A 2,530-nucleotide genomic window follows, 5' to 3' on the forward strand; every position below is an offset into this window, starting at 1 on the left:
CAATAATAATACAAATCCCGGGACACAACAATATCAGAATCAAGCAACCGATTATTTAAACCAAGCACAAAAAACTAACCACAGTACGATTTCTCAACAATTGAATTTAGACCTGGCAAAAACAAACGCGATGATGGCTGGAAATCATCAACAAGTAAGCCAAATTGAGCAATTACAAAATCAAAAGAGGAACCAGGCTAATCAGCAAATTATTAATGGCGTCTTCTCATTATTAAATTCATTCAAACAGGAATCAGAAATTAAAAAAGCTTGGCAAGCTGATTACATTAGAAGAGATTTTGAAAGAGCAACCCGTGGGGACACGATGGGGATGTATTTCTTAGCTTATAAGTATACCAGAGGGAATAGAAGTATTGGTTTTATTCCTGACCTTAATCAAGCGGTTTACTGGTATTGTCAGGCTGCGAATCTTGGCCATAAATGCTCTTTATTTGGAATTGCCGAAGAAAATTCAGGTCATTTTGACAATAGCAGTTTTAGCTTAAATCCAAAATTTGTGCATATATCTCCAGAATCAAAAGCTATCTCTCTTCCTTACTTATGCTCAGCTTATATTTTGTTGGGTAGTGATAGTACATTGAAAAGTACTTGTAGTTACGGCGGCAATGTGCCTCATTTAAAAAGGCTCATTATTAATTCATTATTTTATTTGTATCCCTTAATTCGCAATGATGCTGGCACAGATCTTCTTCATGGCTTATACGAGCTTTTTAATGAAAAAAGGTTAGAAATTGAATATCTATTAAAGGACGACAAACTAAAGTCTCTAGCTAAACAAGAAAAGAAAATCTTAGCTAAATATCTCGAAGAAATTCAGGAGGAACTAAAAAATTCACCAGACGTTGCAAAGCCTGTTATTGATTCTGATTGGTTTGAGTCCTTTGTAAAGTCAAATATGCTGCCGCAGTTCCATCAGGACTAAAATTAGAATAGATCTAGTTTCAAATAGTGTCTCATTTTCAAATTTGTTAGTTGGGACAATTCTACCCCGATAGCATTTGGCAGAAAGCCACCTCATCCTTAGGAAGCTTAAAAGTATAATACAGATTGGAAACAAAAATGTGTTGTCAAAGCAATTAATTTTTTGAAAAAAAGTATACTAGGCTAGACTCCGTAGTTAGCTTAAATCCTACCCAGCAAATGAATCTTTAGCAGCAAAATCTTCAAATCTTCGAGTCTTAAGAGACCGTTTTTTTTGTCCTGTATTTCTTGATGTTTAAGCCAAGCACGATCAAGGATGACGGGCTTGAATATTTTTTTAATTTCTACGATAGACGAATATTCAAATACCTCCAGAACCCAGTTATATTTAGCTTGTGTGTCCCGCCGAGGTCTTCACAGCCTGGTAATTGTGCGAAGGGTGAGACCCAGGTGAATCCCACAGCACCAGGGTCTCATGGCTGCCCGCAATAGCTTTGAATGAAGACCCCGGTGCGACTTAATTTCACCGAAAGTAAATCTGCTGGGCTTTTGTATCATTGCTCAACATTGGTACTACTGCCTAACAGATTTACCTTCGGTGAGAAAAGTTCTCTCCCGACCTTCGGTTGGGATCGAAATGACGTTAAGAGTGTGTTGTTTTTACTGGCAGCACTATAAGCAAGGTGTCAATTCGTCCAACCTCTCGCCGTCATTGCGAGTCCGCCCAATAAAGATTAAGATTATCAAATGCTTTCACGGCGGCGAAGCAATCCTCGCAGATATAAAAGCTATTTCGTTGAGACTGCTTCACCCGCCGCCAAATCCATTTAATTTAATACAGCACACGAGCGATCTCGCAGTGACGAAAAAAATACCGGTCATTGCGAGCCGCCAGATCAACTCAAAAGCATTACGAATGATTGTGTCTCGCCGGGGTCTCCCTCCACACAATTACCTGGCTGTGAAGACCCCGGCGAATCTCACAAGGTTAAAGCCTTTTTATCCCGGATTTTATCCGGACAATAATGAAAAAAATATGTAATTTAACCAAGCGGAAGTTTAACAAGTTTTACAAATGCTGTAGTTGCCCAACGAAGGTTTTTTTCAGTCAAAATTTTGAAAACTAAATATTCGTTATGAAAATTATTGTTTTGCTATTTCTATTTTCTATAGCCTATTCGTACAGTCAATCCCAAACAACTGACCCTTATTTAGAAAGAGAAAATTGTTTAAAAAACATTTCACAAGAGAGGAAAGCTGAACTGGATAGGCTAGAATCCTCCTACTTTGAGAATAACCCAGATCCTTCGAGATTTGTTTATCTCGCCTGTTTTGATCATTTTCCCAAGTATCGTTGCGTAAAACATAAAAAACAATGCTCTGGTAACTGCGATTGTAAAAATTCATACACGACTCAAGCGAATTATATTGAGGCCAATTATAAGCAACTAGAAGAAAGTTGCGAACGAAAATATAAAGCAGCACTGGCTGTTATAAATTCTCAACCCATAAAAAAACCGGACATAGCAATTGCTGACAAACCCGTTACTGGAAATAATTTAGAAATTACAAACTCAAATAAGCCAAC

Annotated in this window: 2 protein-coding genes; both read left to right on the top strand. The window is 37.7% G+C overall.

The features are described from left to right. A partial coding sequence (locus tag KF816_17535) for an SEL1-like repeat protein (protein ID MBX3009832.1) occupies positions 1–943 on the top strand: 943 nt, incomplete at its 5' end. 1,135 nt (positions 944–2,078) lie between these two features. After that, the coding region (locus tag KF816_17540; GenBank protein ID MBX3009833.1) for a hypothetical protein at positions 2,079–2,530 on the top strand (452 nt) is incomplete at its 3' end.

The sequence above is a fragment of the Melioribacteraceae bacterium genome (assembly GCA_019638015.1).
In the GTDB taxonomy this organism is placed as follows: domain Bacteria; phylum Bacteroidota; class Ignavibacteria; order Ignavibacteriales; family Melioribacteraceae; genus JAHBUP01.